The sequence below is a fragment of the Anthropogastromicrobium aceti genome (genome assembly GCF_020687335.1).
Lineage (GTDB): Bacteria > Bacillota > Clostridia > Lachnospirales > Lachnospiraceae > Anthropogastromicrobium > Anthropogastromicrobium aceti.
Genome location: NZ_JAJEQN010000013.1, coordinates 36,012 through 54,872, shown reverse-complemented (window position 1 = coordinate 54,872; position 18,861 = coordinate 36,012). Strand labels below are relative to the sequence as shown.

Annotated in this window: 19 protein-coding genes; 18 read left to right on the top strand and 1 reads right to left on the bottom strand. The window is 42.2% G+C overall.

The genetic code is table 11. The annotated features are described in order from the left end of the window. The first annotated feature begins 15 nt into the window (after nucleotides 1–15). Nucleotides 16–504: an LURP-one-related/scramblase family protein gene (locus tag LKD48_RS06865; RefSeq protein WP_308731568.1), complete on the top strand. Its 489-nt coding sequence runs from the start codon at nucleotides 16–18 to the stop codon at nucleotides 502–504. A gap of 53 nt (nucleotides 505–557) precedes the next feature. On the opposite strand, the gene LKD48_RS06860 is transcribed toward LKD48_RS06865, so the two are convergent. Continuing rightward, nucleotides 558–1,919 carry an MATE family efflux transporter gene (locus tag LKD48_RS06860; protein ID WP_308731567.1) on the bottom strand — a complete coding sequence of 454 codons (1,362 nt, stop codon included), beginning with the start codon at nucleotides 1,917–1,919 and terminating at the stop codon, nucleotides 558–560. Between the two features lie 175 nt (nucleotides 1,920–2,094). Between LKD48_RS06860 and LKD48_RS06855 the strand changes: the two genes are divergently transcribed. The 17 genes from LKD48_RS06855 (at nucleotide 2,095) to LKD48_RS06775 (ending at nucleotide 18,859) form a co-directional block, all read left to right on the top strand. Further along, nucleotides 2,095–3,378 carry a dihydroorotase gene (locus LKD48_RS06855; RefSeq protein ID WP_227100457.1) on the top strand — a complete coding sequence of 428 codons (1,284 nt, stop codon included), beginning with the start codon at nucleotides 2,095–2,097 and terminating at the stop codon, nucleotides 3,376–3,378. Nucleotides 3,379–3,412: 34 nt separating this feature from the next. Continuing rightward, nucleotides 3,413–4,330 carry an orotidine-5'-phosphate decarboxylase gene (pyrF, locus tag LKD48_RS06850; RefSeq protein WP_262535849.1) on the top strand — a complete coding sequence of 306 codons (918 nt, stop codon included), beginning with the start codon at nucleotides 3,413–3,415 and terminating at the stop codon, nucleotides 4,328–4,330. Between the two features lie 28 nt (nucleotides 4,331–4,358). Beyond that, nucleotides 4,359–5,129 carry a dihydroorotate dehydrogenase electron transfer subunit gene (locus LKD48_RS06845; RefSeq protein ID WP_262535848.1) on the top strand — a complete coding sequence of 257 codons (771 nt, stop codon included), beginning with the start codon at nucleotides 4,359–4,361 and terminating at the stop codon, nucleotides 5,127–5,129. Nucleotides 5,130–5,131: 2 nt separating this feature from the next. After that, the gene (locus tag LKD48_RS06840) at nucleotides 5,132–6,067 is read left to right on the top strand and encodes a dihydroorotate dehydrogenase (RefSeq protein ID WP_308731580.1); all 936 of its coding nucleotides are present in this window, start codon (nucleotides 5,132–5,134) and stop codon (nucleotides 6,065–6,067) included. 82 nt (nucleotides 6,068–6,149) lie between these two features. Beyond that, nucleotides 6,150–6,824 (top strand): orotate phosphoribosyltransferase, encoded by a 675-nt coding sequence (gene pyrE / locus LKD48_RS06835; RefSeq protein ID WP_066561964.1) that lies wholly within the window; start codon nucleotides 6,150–6,152, stop codon nucleotides 6,822–6,824. 38 nt (nucleotides 6,825–6,862) lie between these two features. Then, nucleotides 6,863–7,024, top strand: a complete 162-nt coding sequence (locus LKD48_RS06830) for a hypothetical protein (RefSeq protein WP_227100459.1) — start codon at nucleotides 6,863–6,865, stop codon at nucleotides 7,022–7,024. Between the two features lie 18 nt (nucleotides 7,025–7,042). Further along, a complete protein-coding gene (locus LKD48_RS06825; protein WP_118612833.1) occupies nucleotides 7,043–7,369 on the top strand; it encodes a hypothetical protein in 327 nt (108 codons plus the stop codon). Between the two features lie 48 nt (nucleotides 7,370–7,417). Then, on the top strand, nucleotides 7,418–8,152 hold the full coding sequence (locus tag LKD48_RS06820) for a hypothetical protein (RefSeq protein ID WP_262535847.1): 735 nt from the start codon (nucleotides 7,418–7,420) through the stop codon (nucleotides 8,150–8,152). Nucleotides 8,153–8,210: 58 nt separating this feature from the next. Beyond that, the gene (purE, locus tag LKD48_RS06815; protein WP_066561898.1) at nucleotides 8,211–8,735 is read left to right on the top strand and encodes a 5-(carboxyamino)imidazole ribonucleotide mutase; all 525 of its coding nucleotides are present in this window, start codon (nucleotides 8,211–8,213) and stop codon (nucleotides 8,733–8,735) included. 96 nt (nucleotides 8,736–8,831) lie between these two features. Continuing rightward, nucleotides 8,832–9,857: a phosphoribosylformylglycinamidine cyclo-ligase gene (purM, locus tag LKD48_RS06810; RefSeq protein ID WP_066561891.1), complete on the top strand. Its 1,026-nt coding sequence runs from the start codon at nucleotides 8,832–8,834 to the stop codon at nucleotides 9,855–9,857. Further along, nucleotides 9,854–10,486 (top strand): phosphoribosylglycinamide formyltransferase, encoded by a 633-nt coding sequence (gene purN / locus LKD48_RS06805; RefSeq protein ID WP_262535846.1) that lies wholly within the window; start codon nucleotides 9,854–9,856, stop codon nucleotides 10,484–10,486. The genes purM and purN overlap by 4 nt, the downstream gene beginning before the upstream one ends. Before the next feature lie 29 nt (nucleotides 10,487–10,515). Further along, nucleotides 10,516–11,787 carry a phosphoribosylamine--glycine ligase gene (gene purD, locus LKD48_RS06800; RefSeq protein ID WP_066561887.1) on the top strand — a complete coding sequence of 424 codons (1,272 nt, stop codon included), beginning with the start codon at nucleotides 10,516–10,518 and terminating at the stop codon, nucleotides 11,785–11,787. A gap of 179 nt (nucleotides 11,788–11,966) precedes the next feature. Next, nucleotides 11,967–13,553, top strand: coding sequence for a DNA topoisomerase 2-like domain-containing protein (locus tag LKD48_RS06795; protein ID WP_308731566.1), 1,587 nt, complete (start codon nucleotides 11,967–11,969; stop codon nucleotides 13,551–13,553). A gap of 255 nt (nucleotides 13,554–13,808) precedes the next feature. Beyond that, a complete protein-coding gene (gene purH, locus LKD48_RS06790) occupies nucleotides 13,809–15,374 on the top strand; it encodes a bifunctional phosphoribosylaminoimidazolecarboxamide formyltransferase/IMP cyclohydrolase (protein ID WP_227100462.1) in 1,566 nt (521 codons plus the stop codon). A 76-nt stretch (nucleotides 15,375–15,450) separates the two neighbouring features. Beyond that, a complete protein-coding gene (locus tag LKD48_RS06785) occupies nucleotides 15,451–16,062 on the top strand; it encodes a cyclodeaminase/cyclohydrolase family protein (protein WP_308731565.1) in 612 nt (203 codons plus the stop codon). A 27-nt stretch (nucleotides 16,063–16,089) separates the two neighbouring features. Then, a complete protein-coding gene (locus LKD48_RS06780) occupies nucleotides 16,090–16,968 on the top strand; it encodes a bifunctional 5,10-methylenetetrahydrofolate dehydrogenase/5,10-methenyltetrahydrofolate cyclohydrolase (RefSeq protein ID WP_308731564.1) in 879 nt (292 codons plus the stop codon). Continuing rightward, entirely contained in the window at nucleotides 16,949–18,859 is a 1,911-nt protein-coding gene (locus LKD48_RS06775; RefSeq protein ID WP_308731563.1) for a YgiQ family radical SAM protein, read from the top strand. The genes LKD48_RS06780 and LKD48_RS06775 overlap by 20 nt, the downstream gene beginning before the upstream one ends. The last annotated feature ends 2 nt before the right edge of the window (nucleotides 18,860–18,861 follow it).

Genomic DNA, 18,861 nt, shown 5'->3' with positions numbered 1-18,861 from the left:
GGGAGGAATGATGTAATGAGGTTGTTATTTCGACAGAGATTTTTTTCATGGTTTGACAGCTATGATATTTACGATGATAATGAAGAAACTGTATACACAGTAAAAGGTCAGCTTTCAATTGGACATTGCCTGACGATTTATGATGCAAATAATAATCGCATAGGAATGGTACAGGAAAAGTTTTTAACATTTCTTCCTAAATTTGAAATCTACGAATATGATCTGCAAAATAATTGTCGGTATATTGGACAAATCAGCAAGGAATTTACTTTTTTTAAGCCAAGATATAATATTGATTTCAATGGCTGGCAGATTGAGGGAAGCTGGACTGAGTGGGATTATTCTATCTTAGATTCAAACGGACGAAATATTGCGCAAATCTCAAAGGAACTGTTTCATATGACAGATACTTATGTATTAGATATTGCACGACCATCAGATGCATTGCATGTATTAATGTTTGTTTTGGCTATGGATGCAGAAAAATGTTCTAGAAATAATTAAATAAAGACCTTCCAGTTGTTCGTTGAAAAATGAACAGCGGAAGGTCTTTTTTATTAACACAATTCTTTTTTTTCTGTCAGTGTATGGCGATAAACATGGAAGAAATATATATTTTCCGCAATTGCAGTGATTCCCCAAGAGAATACATATAGGATGTATAGCGACTGGATGGTATGGAAATAGGCGAATATCGTATATATCCAGATGATACGAAATACGCATGATCCCATAACAACAACAAAAGTAGGAACAGCTGTCTTTCCAAGACCTCTTGAGGCAGCAATGGAAGCATCCATAAAAGCCGAGGCACTATAAGAAAGCGCCATAATGGAAAGTCTTGTAATACCAGCTTCCACAACAGCCTTATCACTTGTAAACAGATAAAGAAACGGATATCTTGCAAGATAAATGCCTACACCAAGTACTAAGCTTGTAATAAAAGAGTAAAACAAACATATCAAATAGGTTTGCAGAATACGTTTCTTTTTCCGTGCACCAAAATTTTGGGCAATAAAACTGGAACAGGCTGTATAAAAAGCAGCCATCATATCATATACAAGAGGATCTGCATTTGCAGCGGCAGAGTTTCCTTCTACAAGAACATGGTCAAAGGAATTGACACTGCTTTGCACAAACAAATTGGCGAAGGCAAATAGTGAGTACTGGAAAGCAGAAGGAATTCCAATTTGTAAAATACCGACTGCTTTTCTTTTGTCAAAGCGAATTTCTGATAAACGCAGACAATATTTTTCCTTTCCTGTCAACAGCGCCCGCAAGATTAAAAATGCAGAGATGAACTGTGAAATCATACTTGCAAGTGCAACACCAGCAACACCAAGGTGACATACAATAACAAAGAATAAATTTAAAATGACATTTACAACACCTGCGAAAGCAAGATAATATAGCGGTCGTTTCGTATCTCCGGCAGCGCTAAGCACCGCATTTCCAAAGTTATATAATCCAAGTGCAGGCATACCAAGCAGATAGATTCGAAGGTACAATACAGCTCCATCAATAAGTTCATCCTTTGTATTCATTAAAGCAAGAATATTGTGAGAAAAAAGAATGCCAAATACAGTTATTAAAATACCACCTGCCAGACAGATAATTACCGCAGTATGTACAGTGCGCTTTAACCCTTCATCATCCTTTGATCCAATGTGAAGTGCAGTTAGTGCGTTTACACCGCTGGCAAGACCAAGCAAAATTCCAGTAAATAACGTGACAAGAATGCTGGTAGAACCAACAGCACCGAGTGCAATCGCTCCTGCAAATTTTCCTACTACTGCCACGTCTGACATATTAAACAAAACCTGCAGGATGTTTGTAAACATCAGCGGAACGCTGTACACAAAAATTTTTTTCCAAAGGGATCCGCTGCATAGATCCATTTCATGTGATTTGCTGCTCATAAAAAATAGTTACTCCTTTTAGTAGATGCTCTCACTATCATAACGCTAAAATAAAAAAAAGCAAGCGAAAAAACAACAATATAATAATCGAAGCAAAATATCTCTTGTGCAACGCCTGTATTTATGTTATGATATTTTAGATAAAAACGAAAAAAGTTGAAATGGAGGAGAAGCAATGCGTATTTTGGTTGAAAATGGACGGCTTTTGGACCCTTCCAGGGAACTTGACGTTCAGGAAAGCCTGTGGATCGAGGATGGCATCATCTGCGAGAAACAGGCTTTTTCTGCGAATCAGGCTGATCGCGTGATTGATGCAGCCGGTGGTTGGGTTGTGCCAGGTTTGATCGATCTTCATGTTCACTTCCGTGATCCGGGACTTGAATATAAGGAAACTATTGAAACAGGATGCTTGGCAGCAGCACATGGCGGTTATACAACTGTATGCCCTATGCCAAACACAAAGCCTTCAACTGATTGCCCTGAGGTGGTAAAGGAAGTTCTTGACAAGGCATCAGCAGCATGTGGTGTTCATGTTCTTCCAGTTGGTGCTGTTACGGTAGGTCAAAAGGGTGAACAGCCAACTGATGTTGCAGCATTAAAGGCAGCTGGAATTGTTGCAATCAGCGAGGATGGAAAATCCGTTATGAATTCTGAGGTTTATCGTGAAGCAATGCTGCAGGCAGCTGAATGTGATATTCCAGTATTTGCTCATTGTGAGGATATTAATCTTGTTCACGGTGGCTGCATGAATGCAGGAAAGCGTGCAAAAGAACTGGGTCTTCCAGGTATCTCAAATGCAGTAGAGGATATTATTACAGCAAGAGATATTCTGCTTGCAAATGAAACAGGTGCACAGCTTCATTTGTGTCACTGCTCGACAAAAGAAAGCGTTAATCTGGTAAAGTGGGGCAAGGAGATGGGTGTTAAGCTGACGGCAGAAGTCTGCCCGCATCACTTTGCACTTTCAGATGAGGATATTCCATCAGCAGAAGATACGAACTATAAAATGAATCCGCCGCTTCGTTCTAAGGAAGATGTAGAGGCTATTAAGCAGGCATTAAAGGATGGCGTTATGGAGGTTATCTCAACAGATCATGCACCTCATCATGCTGACGAGAAGGCAAAGCCATTTACACAGGCACCATTTGGTATTGTTGGATTAGAGACAGCAGTTGCACTTACAATAACAAACCTTGTCCGTACAGGTTGGCTGACACCAATGCAGATGATCGCTTATATGAGTACAAATCCAGCAAAGGTTCTTGGAATTGATAAGGGAACATTAAAGCCTGGAAGCTGTGCAGACGTCACAGTCATTATGCCAGATGAATCTTATGTCATTGATGCAGCTTCTTTTGCTTCAAAGGGAAAAAATACCCCGTTTGATGGTCAGAAGGTGTGGGGACGTGTTGCATTAACTATTGCCGATGGAAAAATCATTTATGAAAATGAGCAATAAAAATTGAAAATCAAATACAGGAAGGAGATAAAAAATGATTAACAAACTTGTTAGCAAAATCAAAAAAATGGGAGCACCAGTTGTAGTAGGCCTTGATCCAATGTTAAATTATGTGCCGGAATTTGTTCAGAAGAAGGCATTCGAGGAGTACGGAGAGACCTTAGAGGGAGCAGCAGAAGCAATCTGGCAGTTTAATAAGGCAATTGTAGACCAGATCTATGATATCGTGCCTGCTGTAAAGCCGCAGATTGCTATGTATGAGCAGTTTGGTGTTCCGGGCGTTGCTGCATATAAGAAGACTGTTGATTACTGTAAGTCAAAGGATCTTGTTGTAATTGGTGATGTAAAGAGAGGCGATATCGGTTCTACCTCTGCTGCATATGCAGTTGGTCATCTGGGAAAAGTAACTGTTGGAAGCAAAAAAATTACTGCATTTGATGAAGATTTCGCAACCGTAAATCCTTATCTTGGAACTGATGGCATCAAGCCGTTTGTTGATGTATGCAAGGAAGAAAAGAAGGGTATTTTTGTTCTTGTTAAGACTTCTAATCCTTCAAGTGGTGAGTTCCAGGATCGTCTGATCGATGGAAGACCGCTGTATGAGCTTGTTGGCGAGAAGGTTGCTGAATGGGGTGCTGATGCAATGGGCGATGAATACAGCTACGTTGGCTGCGTTGTTGGTGCAACATATCCAAAGATGGGTGAAATCTTACGTAAGGTAATGCCGAAGAGCTACATCCTTGTTCCAGGTTACGGTGCTCAGGGTGGTACTGCTGCAAGTCTTCGTCCATACTTTAATGAGGATGGTCTTGGTGCAATTGTAAACTCCTCAAGAGGAATTATTGCAGCTTATAAGCAGGAAGCATACAGCAAGTTTGGACCAGAGCATTTTGCAGAAGCATCAAGAGCAGCAGCAGAAGCAATGATCGCAGACATTGCATCCATCTTCTAAAATTGATTAGAAAGGGTTTTGATAACGTATGAAAAAGAAGGAACGTGCGGTTGTTCTCTCACAGGAATGTATCGCTACCGATATTTACAGCATGTGGATTGAGACACCGGACATCGCAGCAGAAGCGATTCCAGGTCAGTTTATAACATTATACACAAAGGATGCAGACAAGCTTCTTCCAAGACCAATCAGTCTGTGTGAAATTGATAAGGAAAATGGACGTTTGCGCATCGTATATCGAATTGCCGGAGCAGGAACAAAGGAGTTTTCTGCCTATAAGGCAGGCGATGCTGTCGAGATTATGGGACCGCTTGGAAATGGCTTTTCGGAAACTGGAAAAAAGCCAATGGTAATCGGAGGTGGAATCGGTATTCCGCCAATGCTTGGTCTGGCAAAAAGCCTTAAGGAATCTGGAAGTGATGTGACTGCCGTTTTAGGCTATCGAAGCGAACTTTTTTTACAGGATGAGTTCGCATCCAGCAGCAGCGTTTACAATGCAACAGAGGATGGAAATAGCGGAACAAAGGGTACTGTAATTGACGCAATAAAGGAAAATAACCTTGATGCAGATATAATCTTTGCCTGTGGTCCAAAGCCAATGCTTCGTGCAATTAAAGAGCTTGCTGCACAAAAAAAGATTCCATGTTATATTTCTCTTGAGGAGCGTATGGCATGTGGAATCGGAGCTTGTCTTGCATGTGTATGTCAGACAAAAAATGTGGATGGTCATTCAAATGTGCATAACGCCAGAGTCTGCAAGGACGGTCCTGTATTTAAAGCAGAGGAGGTAGAGCTGTGAGTATGAATATGACTGCAGAAAAAAATGCACCTGCTTTTGATACAAGTGTTACAATCGCAGGCGTAACCTTAAAAAATCCAGTTATGACTGCATCAGGCACATTTGGTTCTGGTGCGGAATATAGTGAGTTTGTTGACTTAAACAAATTAGGAGCTGTTGTGACAAAGGGTGTAGCCAATGTACCGTGGCCAGGCAATCCAACACCAAGAATTGCAGAGACACATAGCGGTATGCTCAATGCGATTGGTCTTCAAAATCCTGGTATAGATCTGTTTTGCAAGCGCGATATTCCGTATTTAAAGCAGTTTGATACAAAGATCATCGTAAATGTGTGCGGAAGAAGTACAGAAGATTATTTAGAGGTAGTGGAGCGCCTTGGAAATGAGCCTGTTGATATGCTTGAGATTAATATTTCCTGCCCGAATGTTAAAGAGGGCGGAATTGCTTTTGGACAGGATCCAAAAGCAGTCGAGGCAATCACAAAGGCTGTAAAAGCAAAGGCAAAGCAGCCTGTAATTATGAAGTTAAGCCCTAATGTAACAGATATTACTGTTATGGCAAAGGCAGCAGAGGCCGGCGGTGCTGATGCAATTTCTCTTATTAACACTCTGACAGGAATGAAGATCGATATTAACCGTCAGTGCTTTGCACTTGCAAATAAGACAGGCGGTCTTTCAGGTCCGGCAATAAAACCTATTGCTGTGCGTATGGTTTACCAGGCAGCAAATGCAGTTTCGATTCCTGTAATCGGAATGGGAGGTATTGCTTGTGCAGAGGATGCACTGGAATTTATTCTGGCAGGTGCAAGCGCAGTAAGTATTGGAACAGCAAACTTCTTTAATCCATATGCAGCAGAAGAGACTGTGCAGGGAATTGAAGCATATATGCGCGAGAAAAAGGTTGCCCGTCTGACCGATCTGATCGGAATTGTAAAGTAAAAGATGGAAAGTCTTGAATATTAAGGTATTCTATGATATAATCATTTGCCGTAAAACGCAAACAAAAAAGGAGATTTCTGGTATGGAACAGTACAAGAAGGAATTTATTGAATTTATGATTGACTGCCAGGTTTTAAAGTTTGGCGACTTTGTAACTAAGAGTGGCAGAAAGACACCATTTTTTGTAAACACAGGTTATTACCGCACAGGTTCTCAGTTAAAGAAGCTCGGTGAGTATTATGCAAAGGCAATTCATGAGAGCTTTGGCAGTGATTTTGATGTGCTGTTTGGACCTGCTTATAAGGGAATTCCACTGTCTGTAACAACTGCTATCGCTCTTAGTGATGAGTTCGATACCGATGTGCGCTACTGCTCTAATCGTAAAGAAGTAAAGGATCACGGCGATGTCGGCATTTTGCTTGGCGGTCCGATCAACGATGGAGACCGTGTTATGATGATCGAGGATGTAACTACATCTGGCAAGTCCATTAATGAGACAATGCCGATCATTCAGGCACAGGGCAACGTGACCGTAACTGGTCTTTGCGTTTCTGTTGACCGTATGGAGAGAGGAACAGGCGAGAAGAGCGCTATTGCAGAGCTTGAGGAGAAGTTTGGCATCCGTATCCGTGCGATTGTTACAATGCAGGAAGTAATTGAACATCTTTACAACAAGCCATACAAGGGCAAGATCATTATTGATGATACCATTAAGGCAGCAATTGATGAGTATTATAAGCAGTATGGTGCAAAATAAAAATCAAGCAAAAATTGAAGAAAGGTTTGGGTGATGATATGGAACAAAAGCTGTATAAAACGGTTAATTCCGCAGGAATCTCCAGTATTGTTACTGGTATCATTGCAGTAGTAGCAGGACTTGCCTGTGTGGCTGGCGGTATCCTGGCATTGATTCAGGGTGGCCGTCTCTTAGGGGCACGAAAGAATATCCTGTTCTGATAAGCCAAAGGGGTTTTTATGGAAGCACAGAAAGTTGAGCGCAGCAATGCCGCACGATACGGTGTGCGCAGAGTTTCCTGGCAGGGAATTGCTTCAAGTATACTTTTAATCATCCAGATCATTCTTCTTTTTTCTGCCGTTTATCTGTCATATCTGGCAGAAGGAAAGGGTGGACTTATTGTCGGTATACTAGGAGTAGCAGCCTTTGTTCTGGCGATTGTCAGTGTCGGACTTTCCATCTGGGGACTCTTAAAAAAAGAGCAAAATCATGCAGGCTGCATGGTCGGAGGAATCGGCAGCCTCTTGATTGCGGCAGGAATTATAATAATCTGTACGATATTGTAAATACATATTCGTTCAAATGATTTTAATTGAATTGAAAGGAAACTGTCTATGACATCAAATAGAAAGGAAAGGTTAGCACTCGTTACAAAAAGGCTGGAAGATGAACTTGTGCAGCAGAATGATTTTTTCCATTCCTGCTGTGAGCTGGCACTTGGCTGTAAAATCAGCGAAGAATCACACGCATACTTAAGCTATCGTGTATGCCGCGAAACACTAGGACATAAAAACGGTGTTTATCTGTGTCTTCTTTATGCACAGCTATACGCTGCAAACTGCCTGCTGACAACATACGGCAGCCAGATTGATGAGCAGCTGCGTGACGAGTTTACCTGCGTTAACAGGGAGCTTCTTTCACAGATTCTTTTGATGACAGCGCAGCATGACGGACCTGAGCAGATACGTGATGCACTGTATTGGTTTTACAGTGATTACTGTGAACTATTTGTACAGCTGCATGCGGTACTGCTTTCTAATAATGTTTCGCTTACATTTGGCGGTCCCTTTTTAATTAGTACATTACAGGACAACAATCTAAAACAATGGCAGCAGCATATGTGGGACTGTGGACTTTATCTGGGAAAACGCTTTGAGGAGCGCTTTTTTCAGTCAGTAAAAAAAGTCTTTTCTCAGCCTGAAAACACAAATTGTTTTGACTGCTATATAAACCTGTTTCCAAAGCAGGTATCTATTGATACACCTGTAAATGAAGGCTTTCTGCTGACTTTGTGGCAAAAAAAACAGTGGGAGCAAATGACTACACAGCTTCGCCTTATGGCTAAGTGATAGATTAAGCAACACCAAAATAGCATTACCATCATAATAACAACTAGGAGGAATCAAAATGGAACCATTGGTAGGTATTATCATTGGCAGTGACTCTGACCTTGGTGTCATGAGTAAGACAGCAGAGATTTTAGACAAACTGGAGATCCCGTATGAGTTTAGCATCATCTCTGCACACCGGACTCCGGACAGAATGTATGAATATGCAAGACAGGCAAGAAAAAGAGGTTTAAAAGCAATCATTGCAGGAGCCGGCGGAGCAGCTCATGTTCCAGGCATGGTTGCCGCTATGACAACCGTTCCTGTAATTGGCGTTCCGATTCAGGCAAAAGCACTTGACGGCATGGATGCACTCTTCTCTATCTGCCAGATGCCTCCGGGAATCCCGGTTGCCACTGTTGCCATTAACGGTGCTTTAAATGCAGGTATTCTTGCAGCAAAAATCATTGCTACAAATGATGAAGCACTGGCAGACCGCCTTGAGGCTTACGCTACAAATATGAAGGAAACCGTTGAGAAAAAGGCTGCAAAGCTGGAAAGCATCGGTTACAGCGAGTATTTAAAGCAGATGCAGTCAAAATAATTATTAAAAATGACTCGCACAAATTAAAAATCACAAAACACGTATACCACATCACTACTACATAAGTGCTGCAAAAAGCAGCAGAAGGAGATCAACATGGATTACAAGCACGCTGGAGTTGACATTGAGGCAGGTTACAAGTCAGTTGAACTGATGAAGGAGCACGTTAAGAAAACACTTAGACCAGAGGTATTAACCGGACTTGGCGGATTTTCAGGAGCATTTTCTATGGAGCGTTTCAAGCAGATGGAAAAGCCAACTCTTGTTTCTGGAACAGATGGTGTTGGAACTAAGTTAAAGCTTGCTTTCTTAATGGACAAACATGACACGATCGGTATTGACTGCGTGGCAATGTGTGTAAATGATATTGCATGTGCTGGCGGTGAGCCGCTGTTTTTCCTTGACTATATCGCATGTGGAAAGAATTATCCGGAAAAAATTGCAGATATCGTAAAGGGTGTAGCTGAGGGCTGTTTACAGTCTGATGCAGCATTGATCGGCGGTGAGACTGCTGAGCATCCAGGTCTGATGCCAGAGGAAGAGTATGATCTGGCTGGCTTTGCAGTTGGTATTGTTGATGAAAAGGATATGATCACTGGACAGGATCTTAAGGCAGGCGATGTTTTAATTGGCGTTGCTTCCAGTGGTGTTCATTCAAATGGATTCTCTCTTGTTCGTAAGATTTTTGAGATGACAAAGGAAAGTCTTGATACCTACTATGATGAATTAGGAAAGACTCTTGGTGAGGCACTGCTCACACCTACCCGCATCTATGTAAAGGCAATGAAGAGTATGAAGGATGCTGGCGTAAAGGTAAAGGCATGCAGCCATATTACTGGAGGCGGTTTCTACGAGAATATCCCGCGTATGCTCAAGGATGACACCGTTGCTGTAATCGAGAAGAACAGCTACCCGATTCCGCCAATCTTCACTTTAATGGCAAAGAAGGGAAACGTTGATGAGCAGATGATGTACAACACCTACAACATGGGTCTGGGACTTGTTATCGCAGTGGATCCGGCACAGGCAGATGCAGCCATCGCAGCTATCGAGGCAGCTGGTGAGAAGGCATACCGTGTTGGAAGCATTGAAGCTGGAGAGAAGGGTGTTATCTTAAAATGAGTAAGTTAAAGATCGCAGTGTTAGTCAGCGGTGGAGGCACCAATCTGCAGGCTATAATTGACAAGATCGCGTCTGGCGAAATCACAAACACCGAGATCGCACTCGTTTTTTCAAACAACCGTAAGGCATATGCATTGGAGCGTGCAAAAATGGCAGGGATTCCTGCCAAAGCGCTGTCTCCAAAACAGTTTGAAAACAGAGAGGCATTTAACGATGCCGTGCTTGAGGTGATTGAAGAAAGCAAAGTTGATTTGATCGTACTTGCAGGCTGTCTTATGTATATCCCGCCAAAGCTGATTGAAAAATATCACAACCGGATTATCAATATTCATCCATCCTTAATCCCGTCCTTTTGCGGAAAGGGTTATTATGGCCTGACAGTACACGAAAAGGCACTAAAGCGCGGTGTGAAAGTGACAGGTGCTACAGTTCATTTTGTGGATGAGGTACTTGATAATGGACCAATCATTTTGCAAAAGGCAGTAATGATTGAAGAAGGCGATACACCAGAAGTTTTGCAGCGCCGTGTTATGGAACAGGCAGAGTGGGTTATTTTGCCAAAGGCAATTGATTTGATTGCAAATGGAAAAATATCGGTTGAAAATGGAATTGCCCATATCAAAGAGTAAATAAAAAGTGAAGGAAGGTTGCAGGCAATATGAAGGTACTGATTATAGGAAGTGGCGGAAGAGAGCATGCCATTGCATGGAAGCTAAGTAAAAGCCCAAAGGTAACGAAGTTATATTGTGCACCAGGAAATGCCGGAATTGGACAGATCGCTGAGTGTGTTCCGATTTCTGCCATGGAATTTGACAAGCTGGCTGATTTTGCACAGGAAAACGGCATTGATCTTACAGTTGTAGGTATGGATGATCCGCTTGTAGGCGGCATTGTTGATGTATTTGAGGCGAGAGGCCTGCGTGTATTTGGACCTCGCAAGAATGCAGCAATTTTGGAGGGTTCCAAGGCTTTTTCCAAGGATCTCATGAAAAAGTATGGTATTCCAACTGCCGCATATGAGAATTTCCATTCTCCAGAGGATGCAATCGAATATTTAAAAACTGCGAAAATGCCAATCGTATTAAAGGCTGATGGACTTGCACTTGGAAAGGGCGTTTTAATCTGCAATACAAGAGAAGAAGCCATGGAAGGTGTAAAGACACTGATGCTTGACAAGCAGTTTGGTGCTGCCGGTGATACTATTGTTGTTGAAGAATTTATGACAGGAAGAGAAGTTTCTGTTCTTACCTTTGTAGATGGAAATACCTATCGGGTAATGACAAGCGCACAGGATCACAAGCGCGCAAAAGACGGCGATCAGGGCTTAAACACAGGTGGTATGGGAACCTTCTCACCAAGTCCATTTTATACAAAAGAAGTTGATGCATACTGCAGAGAGCATATCTATCAGCCAACGGTTGATGCAATGCGTTCTGAAGGACGTACCTTCCAGGGTATCATTTTCTTTGGACTTATGTTGACCAAAGAAGGACCAAAGGTGCTTGAGTATAATGCGCGTTTCGGAGATCCAGAGACACAAGTTGTTCTTCCACGTATGAAGAATGATATTGTGGATCTGTTCGAAGCCTGCATTGATCAGACACTTGACAAAATTGATCTTCAGTTTGAGGATAATGCAGCTGTATGTGTTGTTTTGGCATCTGACGGCTATCCAGTTCACTACGAAAAGGGTCTTCCAATTTCCGGTCTTGAAGCTTTTGATGGCAAAGATGATTACTTTGTATTCCATGCTGGAACAAAGAAGCAGGGCGATACATTTGTGACAAACGGAGGACGAGTTCTTGGTGTGACAGCAACAGGAAAAGATCTAAAGGAAGCGCGTTCAAAAGCTTATCAGGCAACCGAGTGGATCTCATTTGACAATAAGTATATGAGACATGATATCGGAAAGGCCATTGATGAGGCATAATACAAAAAAGAACTCCTCTTTGAGGGGTTCTTTTTAATTCTGGTTTCTTGCAATTATCTTAACAATTCAAGCAAATCTATTGACAGAACACATTTTGTGCTTTAGTATAGACAAGTACGGTAAATGTTGATAAAACAAAGCAACAAAAAAAAAGAACAGATAATTTGGAGGATGAAAACATGAGACGTTTTGCAGGGCTGTTTATGGCAGCATGCATGACCGTAGCTGTTCCTGCAGCAACGGTTTTCGCAGACGAAGTCGCAACCGAGTCAGTTGAAGCATCAGCTGAGACTGATGGTGAGACAAACGCAGAAGAACAGGATTCAAACGCTGAGAGTCAGGAAGAATCTCAGGAAATAACAGATAATACGACACAGGAATTAAATATTGCACAGTCACTTGACGGAGTAACACTTCCGGCAGACTCTGAGCAAATTACGTATACTTATCATGGAAATGTATGCAACGCTGCTAAGACAGCAACAGGACTTTATCTGCTGCCAGTTGTACAGGATGATTCAAGCGTTGTATGGTATGTATACAATGAGGAGACGGATAAGGCTATCCCATATGTAGCATTTACATCTGTAACAACTTCTTATGCAATTGTTCTTCCTAATGATGATGTAACTGTTCCAAGCGGATATGAGCGTGTAGATATTAATGTCAGCGGCCGCGTTGTTCCAGCATGGTTTAAATCAGCAGCTGGTGACGAAAATATGTATCTGATTTATGCACAGGATTCTGATGGAAATCAGGGCTTTTATCGTTTTGATGGATCAAATGGTTCCTGCCTTCGCTATGTAGCTGATCCTGATACTGATCTGCAGGCATCAGCAGACAGCTTAAGTGCAGAGCTTTCAAGCTTACAGGAAGACTATAATTCCATGTCTTCCCAGAATAGTGATGAGATTGAGAAATTAAATAATTCTGCAAATCTGCAGCAGCAAAATTATAACAATCTGAAGGAAAAGGTAGAGAAGTATGGTATGATCGGTGTTGCAGCATTGGGAGCTGTGACATTACTAATGCTGATTTTCTTTATCCGTATGATCTCAAAGTCTTCTAAGCTTAAGAAAGCAAATAAGAAGGTTACTGAGCTTGAGAACGCAGCTAAGACACGTGCACAGCAGGCAAGACCAAGATCAAGCCAGCCATCTACAAGAAGAGTACGCAGCGAGAATATGGGTGATACAAGAATGACAGAAGGCCGTGAGGAAGGTACTTCCAGTGTACGTCGTGTGCCAAGAAATTCTGACAGAGGTTTCGAGCAGAGTACAACTACATCTAAGGTTACACGTGTATCAAGAGAAGAAAGTTCTGAGCGTACACAGGGGGCAAGACCTGTAAGACAGCAGCCTTCAAGACAAGCAGGACAGACTGCTAGCCAGGCAAGACCGGCTAGAAGACCAGAGACAGCTGCTCCAAGAGCACAGCGTCCGGCTAGACCGACAAATGCACAGCAAAGACCGCAGCGTCCGACTAGACCAGCTGATTCCCGTCCATCTGGCGAGACTAAGATTTTTGATAAGGCTCCTGCAGAGTTAAATGATCTTGATGATGTAACACAGAGCACATCTTCAACACAGTCAAACGTTGCAGCAGCTGATATTGATAAGATCAGCGAGCAGTTAAATAGTCTTCATGCAGCAGAAAGCTCACCGATTGAAGATGATTTCATCGAAGTAGAGAGCACAACTCCAGAAGATATTTATTCAGATGATGACGATGATGATTTTTCTTTAACAGATTTTAAGGATATCTGATTCTAATAAATTTTGATACTAATTTGATATTAAGAAGGAATTAAGCAAACCAATTGGTGGGCGAAATTCCTTCTTTTTTTTGTAACTATTTAAAGCAGTACAAAATTTACTGAAAGTAATCTTCTTTCTTAAACTTTTTGGATTCTTTTATACTTGCATTCTATGAAGATTTGTGTAATAATAAATTCGTTGCAGGCAAAAAATGCCGCTAGGAATAAAATAATCGAATATGCAGTTGAAACGAAGGAGAGGACAATGAGAGCATTAATCAGTGTATCAGACAAAACAGGCGTAGTAGAACTTGCCAAAGAGCTAGAGGCGCTTGGGATCGAACTTATTTCAACAGGAGGAACCTATAAGAAGTTAGCAGAGGCTGGCGTAAAGGCGATGGAGATCTCCGAACTTACAGGCTTCCCGGAATGCCTTGATGGCAGAGTAAAGACATTGCACCCAGTTGTACATGCTGGATTATTGGCAATGCGTTCAAACCCAGAGCATATGAAGCAGCTTAAGGAGTTAGGTATTGAGCCAATTGATCTGGTAATTGTAAATCTGTATCCATTCAAGGCTACTATTTTAAAGGATGGCGTAACAAGAGCAGAGGCTGTTGAAAACATCGATATCGGCGGACCAACCATGCTGCGTGCTGCTGCTAAGAACTATCAGGATGTTGCTGTTGTGACAGATCCATCTGATTATGAGAAGATTCTTGCAGAGCTTAAGGCAGACGGACAGGTAAGTCTTGATACAAAGTTTTATCTGATGCAGAAGGTATTTATGCATACCTCCAGTTATGACACAATGATTGCAGATTATTTAAAGAAGGAGCGCGGTGATCACAGTCTGCCAGAGACGCTGACTATGACCTTTGAAAAGGTTGAGGATATGCGTTATGGTGAAAACCCGCATCAGAAGGCTGCTTTCTACCGCGAAATTGGCAAGAAGAAGGGTTCTTTGGTTGATGCAAAGCAGTTAAATGGAAAGTCTCTTTCCTTTAATAACATCAATGATACAAATGGTGCATTAGAGCTTCTTAAGGAGTTTACAGAGCCAACTGTTGTTGCATGCAAGCATGGAAATCCATGTGGTGTTGGAAGTGCTGATACTATTGAGGAAGCATGGAAGAAGGCATTTGCAGCTGATAAGGTATCTATTTATGGTGGTATTGTTGTTTCAAATCGCGAAATCAATGAGACCATTGCAAAGGATATGAAGTCAATGTTCCTTGAGGTAATTGTTGCACCGTCTTATACAGAGGGCGCACTGAAGATGTTAAGCTTCAAGAAGGATGGTTCTATGAGAAATGTCCGTGTTCTTGAGCTTGCAGATATCAGTGAAAAGCAGCCAGCAGAGGCACTTGATTTAAAGAAGGTAAATGGCGGACTGATTGTTCAGAACATCGACAGCAAGCTTCTTGACGGAGATGTTAAGGTAGTAACAGAAAAGGCACCGACTGAGAAGGAGATGGAAGATCTGCTCTTTGCATGGAAGGTTGTTAAGTTTGTTAAGTCAAATGGTATTGCAGTTGCAAAGGATCTTCAGACTGTCGGTATCGGACCTGGTCAGGTAAATCGTGTATGGGCGATTGAGCAGTGCTTCGAGCATGCAAATGAGCTGATCGGACCAGATGCAACAAAGGGTGCTGTATTGGCATCTGATGCATATTTCCCATTTGCTGATAATGTAGAGGCTGCTCATAAGGCAGGCATTACTGCAATTATTCAGCCAGGCGGATCTATTCGTGATAAGGACTGCATCGACAAGTGCAATGAATATGGAATTGCAATGGTGTTTACAGGAATGAGACACTTTAAGCACTAAAAATGAAATAATAAAAGTACCAAAGGAGGTGCTGCGAAACAGCAGCATCTCCTTTCTGTAAAGGAACAAGTAACGTATGGAAAATTTGAGTTTAAAAGAGTTTGCAGCGGCGCTTTCTGGAAAAGAACCAGTACCGGGCGGCGGCGGTGCAAGCGCCTGCACAGGTTCTTATGGATGTGCCTTAGGAATGATGGCTTGCGCACTGACCCATGGAAAGAAAAAGTATGCCTGCTATGAACAGGATATCAAAAGGATTGAGGGTGAGTTAGCAGTATGCAGGGACACACTTCTTAGCTGTATAAATGAGGATGCTCAAGGCTTTCTTCCGCTTTCAAAAGCGTATGGACTGCCAAAGGATACACCAGAGCAAAAAGCAAAAAAAGATGAGATTTTGGAGAAAGCACTGCATCAAGCCAGTCTTACTCCTATGAAAATTTTAAAAAATTCTGCTTATGCCATGACACTTTTGGATGAGCTTTCAGGAAAATGTTCGAAGCTGATTTTAAGTGATGTTGTAACAGGAGCAGCTCTTCTTGCAGCCTCTGCCAATGGAGGCTTTATAAATGTCGGTGCAAACACGGGGATGATGAAAAACACTGAAATAGCGCAAAAGCTTAATGAAGAAGCTAAAATGCTTCTTTCCCAAACAATGAAGCTTCATGATAGCATCAGTCAGCTTATGGCATAAGAATAAATTAAAAAAGGAAGTGTGTCTATGCAAATCTTAAAAGGTGCGCCGGTCGCAGCAGCGATCCGCGATGAGATAAAAAAAGAACTAGAAGGGTGTGAGACAAAGCCTTGTCTTGCCATTGTTCGTGTAGGTGAAAAACAAGAGGATCTTTCCTATGAGAGAAGTGCCCTCAAGCGAATGAGTGGTGTTGGAATAGAGACAAAACTGTTTGTATTTCCGGCAGACATTTCAATGGATGATTTTTCAGCAGAATTTGCTGCCATAAATGATGATCCAACGATCGATGGCATTTTACTGTTTCGTCCGCTTCCGGCACAGCTTAATGAGTCACAGATTGTTGAATCAATTGCTCCAGAAAAGGATGTAGATGGTATATCTAGTGCAGCGCTTGGAAAGCTGTTTTCAGGAGATAAACATGCATTTGCTCCGTGTACTGCGCAGGCTGTCATGGAAATTATCCATTTTTATGGCATTGAGCCGCAGGGAAAACGAGCAGTTGTACTTGGACGAAGTCTTGTAGTAGGAAAACCGCTATCTATGCTCTTATTAAACGAAAATGCGACAGTAACAATTTGTCATTCCCGTACAGCTTCACTGCCAGAGGTATGCCGTGAAGCCGACATTCTCGTAACGGCGATTGGCAAAGCAAAATGGGTAGATGAGCGTTTTGTTTCAGAAAAAACAATTGTTATTGATGTAGGAATTAATGTAGATGAAAATGGAATGCTTTGCGGCGACGTAAACTTTGGACAGATTGAAGATAAAGTTTTTATGGCAACACCAGTTCCGGGCGGTGTAGGTGCCGTAACGACAGCAGTTTTAGCAAAGCATGTATTGGAGGCGGCAAAAGGACGCCGTGCTTTAAACAGCAAAGGAGGAAAAAATGGGCTTTCTGCCGATTAATCGCCGTGAAATGCAGCGGCTTGGCTGGGAACAGCCAGATTTTGTCTATGTGACAGGTGATGCCTATGTAGATCATCCATCCTTTGGACATGCCATAATAAGTCGTATTCTGGAATCTCACGGCTATAAAGTTGCTATATTACCGCAGCCTGACTGGCGTGACGATAATGCAATTCATGAGTTTGGCAAACCGCGCCTTGGTTTTTTAGTATCCTCTGGAAATATGGATTCTATGGTAAATCACTATTCTGTTTCCAAAAAAAGACGTCAGATGGATGCATACACTCCAGGTGGGGTGATTGGAAAGCGCCCAGATTATGCAGATGTTGTTTATGGAAATTATATACGCCGTAATTTTCCAGACAGTCCAATTATTTTAGGCGGAATCGAAGCATCTCTTCGCCGCCTGGCACATTACGACTATTGGTCAGATAAGTTAAAGCGTTCTATTTTGATAGAAGCACAGGCGGATATCATCTCGTATGGAATGGGAGAGCATTCCATTGTCGAGATTGCAGATGCATTAAACAGCGGTCTGCCTGTAAGTGAACTTACCTTTATACGCGGAACTGTATGTAAGGTGCGTTCACTTGACCGTGTGCCGGATGCCTTAGTGCTTCCGACATATGATGAGCTGACAAAAGATAAGAAACAATATGCAGCCAGCTTTTATAAGCAGTACTGCAATACTGATCCATTTACGGCAAAACAGCTTGCTGAGCCATACGGATCACATCTTTATGTCATTCAAAATCCACCTGCCTATCCGCTTACAACACAGGAGATGGATGACGTGTATGAGCTTCCTTATATGAGAACGTATCATCCGTCTTACGAGGCGCTAGGCGGTGTGCCGGCCATCTCAGAAATTAAATTTTCACTTTGCAGCAATCGCGGCTGCTTTGGCGGCTGCAGCTTCTGCGCTCTTACATTTCATCAGGGACGAATCATTCAGACAAGAAGTCATGAATCATTGATTCGCGAAGCAAAACTGATGACACAGGAAAAAGATTTTAAAGGATATATCCACGATGTAGGAGGTCCAACGGCAAACTTCCGTCATCCAGCCTGTCAAAAACAGCTGACTAAAGGTGTCTGCACGGGAAAGCAGTGTTTATTCCCGTCACCATGTAAAAACCTTACAGTTGACCACCAGGATTATATCCAGCTTCTTCGAAAACTGCGCGCTCTTCCAAAGGTAAAGAAAGTTTTTATCCGCTCAGGTATTCGTTTTGATTATGTGTTGGCAGATAAAAGCGATGCTTTCCTTAAGGAGCTTTGCCAGTATCATGTCAGTGGACAGCTTAAGGTTGCCCCGGAGCATGTTTCTGACCGCGTTTTAAAATATATGGGTAAACCAGAAAATGCCGTCTACAAGCGTTTTACACAGCGCTACAAAGCAATGAATGAAAAGCTTGGACTCAAGCAATATCTGGTTCCTTATTTAATGTCATCTCATCCAGGCTCCCAGCTTACGGATGCGGTGGAGATGGCAGAGCATCTGCGTGATTTAGGCTACATGCCGGAACAGGTTCAGGATTTTTATCCGACACCGTCCACGATTTCAACCTGCATGTATTACACAGGCATTGATCCGCGTACAGGAGAGTCTGTTTATATTCCAAAGGATCCTCATGAAAAAGCCATGCAGCGTGCGCTTATCCAATACCGTGATCCAAAGCTTTATGATCTGGTAAAAGAGGCGCTTATAAAGTGTGGCCGTCAGGATTTGATTGGTTTTGGCAAGGAATGTCTGATTGCACCAAGAAATATCAAACAGGGCAGAAATACAAATACGCAGTATGCAAAGAAACACAATGACAGCAGCAATACAAGACAACATCGTAGTGACAGCAAAGGCAGATATTCTGCGGGCAAAAGGAGGAAGTAAAC

Coding starts and splice junctions, on each gene's coding strand:
- purM (WP_066561891.1), top strand. CDS start 8,832: ATGGATTACAAGCACGCTGGAGTTGACATTGAGGCAGGTTACAAGTCA.
- LKD48_RS06825 (WP_118612833.1), top strand. CDS start 7,043: ATGGAAGCACAGAAAGTTGAGCGCAGCAATGCCGCACGATACGGTGTG.
- LKD48_RS06865 (WP_308731568.1), top strand. CDS start 16: ATGAGGTTGTTATTTCGACAGAGATTTTTTTCATGGTTTGACAGCTAT.
- LKD48_RS06780 (WP_308731564.1), top strand. CDS start 16,090: ATGCAAATCTTAAAAGGTGCGCCGGTCGCAGCAGCGATCCGCGATGAG.
- pyrF (WP_262535849.1), top strand. CDS start 3,413: ATGATTAACAAACTTGTTAGCAAAATCAAAAAAATGGGAGCACCAGTT.
- LKD48_RS06840 (WP_308731580.1), top strand. CDS start 5,132: ATGAATATGACTGCAGAAAAAAATGCACCTGCTTTTGATACAAGTGTT.
- pyrE (WP_066561964.1), top strand. CDS start 6,150: ATGGAACAGTACAAGAAGGAATTTATTGAATTTATGATTGACTGCCAG.
- LKD48_RS06820 (WP_262535847.1), top strand. CDS start 7,418: ATGACATCAAATAGAAAGGAAAGGTTAGCACTCGTTACAAAAAGGCTG.
- purD (WP_066561887.1), top strand. CDS start 10,516: ATGAAGGTACTGATTATAGGAAGTGGCGGAAGAGAGCATGCCATTGCA.
- LKD48_RS06860 (WP_308731567.1), bottom strand. CDS start 1,919: ATGAGCAGCAAATCACATGAAATGGATCTATGCAGCGGATCCCTTTGG.
- LKD48_RS06855 (WP_227100457.1), top strand. CDS start 2,095: ATGCGTATTTTGGTTGAAAATGGACGGCTTTTGGACCCTTCCAGGGAA.
- LKD48_RS06785 (WP_308731565.1), top strand. CDS start 15,451: ATGGAAAATTTGAGTTTAAAAGAGTTTGCAGCGGCGCTTTCTGGAAAA.
- LKD48_RS06845 (WP_262535848.1), top strand. CDS start 4,359: ATGAAAAAGAAGGAACGTGCGGTTGTTCTCTCACAGGAATGTATCGCT.
- LKD48_RS06830 (WP_227100459.1), top strand. CDS start 6,863: ATGGAACAAAAGCTGTATAAAACGGTTAATTCCGCAGGAATCTCCAGT.
- LKD48_RS06795 (WP_308731566.1), top strand. CDS start 11,967: ATGAGACGTTTTGCAGGGCTGTTTATGGCAGCATGCATGACCGTAGCT.
- purH (WP_227100462.1), top strand. CDS start 13,809: ATGAGAGCATTAATCAGTGTATCAGACAAAACAGGCGTAGTAGAACTT.
- LKD48_RS06775 (WP_308731563.1), top strand. CDS start 16,949: ATGGGCTTTCTGCCGATTAATCGCCGTGAAATGCAGCGGCTTGGCTGG.
- purN (WP_262535846.1), top strand. CDS start 9,854: ATGAGTAAGTTAAAGATCGCAGTGTTAGTCAGCGGTGGAGGCACCAAT.
- purE (WP_066561898.1), top strand. CDS start 8,211: ATGGAACCATTGGTAGGTATTATCATTGGCAGTGACTCTGACCTTGGT.